We start from the raw sequence: 1199 nt of genomic DNA, 5'->3' as shown, positions 1-1199 counted from the left end.
TTCTTTTACAGCTTTTTGTTTTTTAACTCAAGCCAAAGCAAGGCTTCGTGCAATATTCCGGCTTTACGTAGCGCTTTAGCGTTATCTTTTAATGCGGGATTGTAAGGAAGCGCTTTGTAGGCTTTTGTTTTTCTCATAAAGGACCACCCCACCCTACGGGCACCCCTCCAGAGGAGGGGAATTACTATTGCGGCTAGGTATACACTTATTCCCCTCCTTTGGAGGGGTGGTGGGGTTATTCCCCTCCTTTGGAGGGGTGGTGGGGTTATTCCCCTCCTTTGGAGGGGTGGCAGGCGTAGCCTGACGGGGTGGTGAGAAGTTCAGCAACAAGTCGCGGTAATAGCCGTATTGCTTCTGGCGCAGTTCGATTTCCCGTGGCAGACCTTCGCTGATTGAACTGGTTAGGGTGTCGAATTTGTCGAGGATGGCGACGATGCGGGCTTGTTCTTCTGGCGATGGAACAGGGATCAACATTTTAGCCAAACTATCAGCATTGACCCGCCTTACTTTTGCACCAGTAATATATTTTCTTTTCTGTTTTTGAAACTGCTCTGTTTGAAAAAAGTAAGCTACATATTTAGGATTTAAGCTATGCGTATAAAAGCAAGCATCACTACTTACCGCGATATTTTCATTGCCTATCCAAGCAACAGCCTTACAGACATCTTCATCTGTTTCACTTGTTGTTGCTATAACTAAGTCTCCTGACTTAGCCATGCGTGCTTTCTTTGCGAACTCTTCTGAAACAAATGTTTTTGTTTTATCGGCATATGTGCCGTAATGCGTATAAATTTGACCATAGTGGATGCAGCCAACCCCCGCTTCAGTAAAATCTTTCTTCTGTAATCCGCCGCCTCTAATAAATTTACCAACGCCTTCCGACCCCATAGGTAGATGATCAACGTTGCCTTCATCAAAAGTAAAGAGTTGCTCACGATAGTAGTTGTATTGCTTTTTTCGGGCTGTAAGCTCGGCTGTAAGCTCGGTGAAGGTGTCCAAGATGCGGACGATTTCCGCTTGGATCGCCAGCGATTTCTCAGGGTTGTTTGGGCAGGGTATTGGGATTTGGAGTGGTGAAATGTTTCGTGGATAAACATGGGGAACACCACCACCACTTTGCATTTCATGCAACTGTTGTTGCATACTTTGGAGCCAATGATAACAATATCTAGGAACCAACTTTTCGTAAGGTTTCACCG

2 protein-coding genes are annotated in these 1199 nt (G+C 45.5%); both read right to left on the bottom strand.

Annotated features, from left to right (window positions below; all coding sequences use genetic code 11):
* Positions 1-5: 5 nt before the first annotated feature.
* Positions 6-137 (bottom strand): hypothetical protein, encoded by a 132-nt coding sequence (locus BQ7314_RS15910; protein ID WP_280953868.1) that lies wholly within the window; start codon positions 135-137, stop codon positions 6-8.
* A gap of 16 nt (positions 138-153) precedes the next feature.
* A partial coding sequence (locus BQ7314_RS06425) for a restriction endonuclease subunit S (RefSeq protein ID WP_245394928.1) occupies positions 154-1199 on the bottom strand: 1046 nt, incomplete at its 5' end.

This window comes from methanotrophic endosymbiont of Bathymodiolus puteoserpentis (Logatchev) (assembly GCF_900128525.1).
Taxonomy (GTDB): domain Bacteria; phylum Pseudomonadota; class Gammaproteobacteria; order Methylococcales; family Methylomonadaceae; genus Methyloprofundus.
This window is presented reverse-complemented; position numbering and strand designations above follow the sequence as displayed.

What these genes read in the sequence shown, in the direction of transcription:
- BQ7314_RS15910 (WP_280953868.1), bottom strand. Translation starts at nt 137, where the DNA reads ATGAGAAAAACAAAAGCCTACAAAGCGCTTCCTTACAATCCCGCATTA.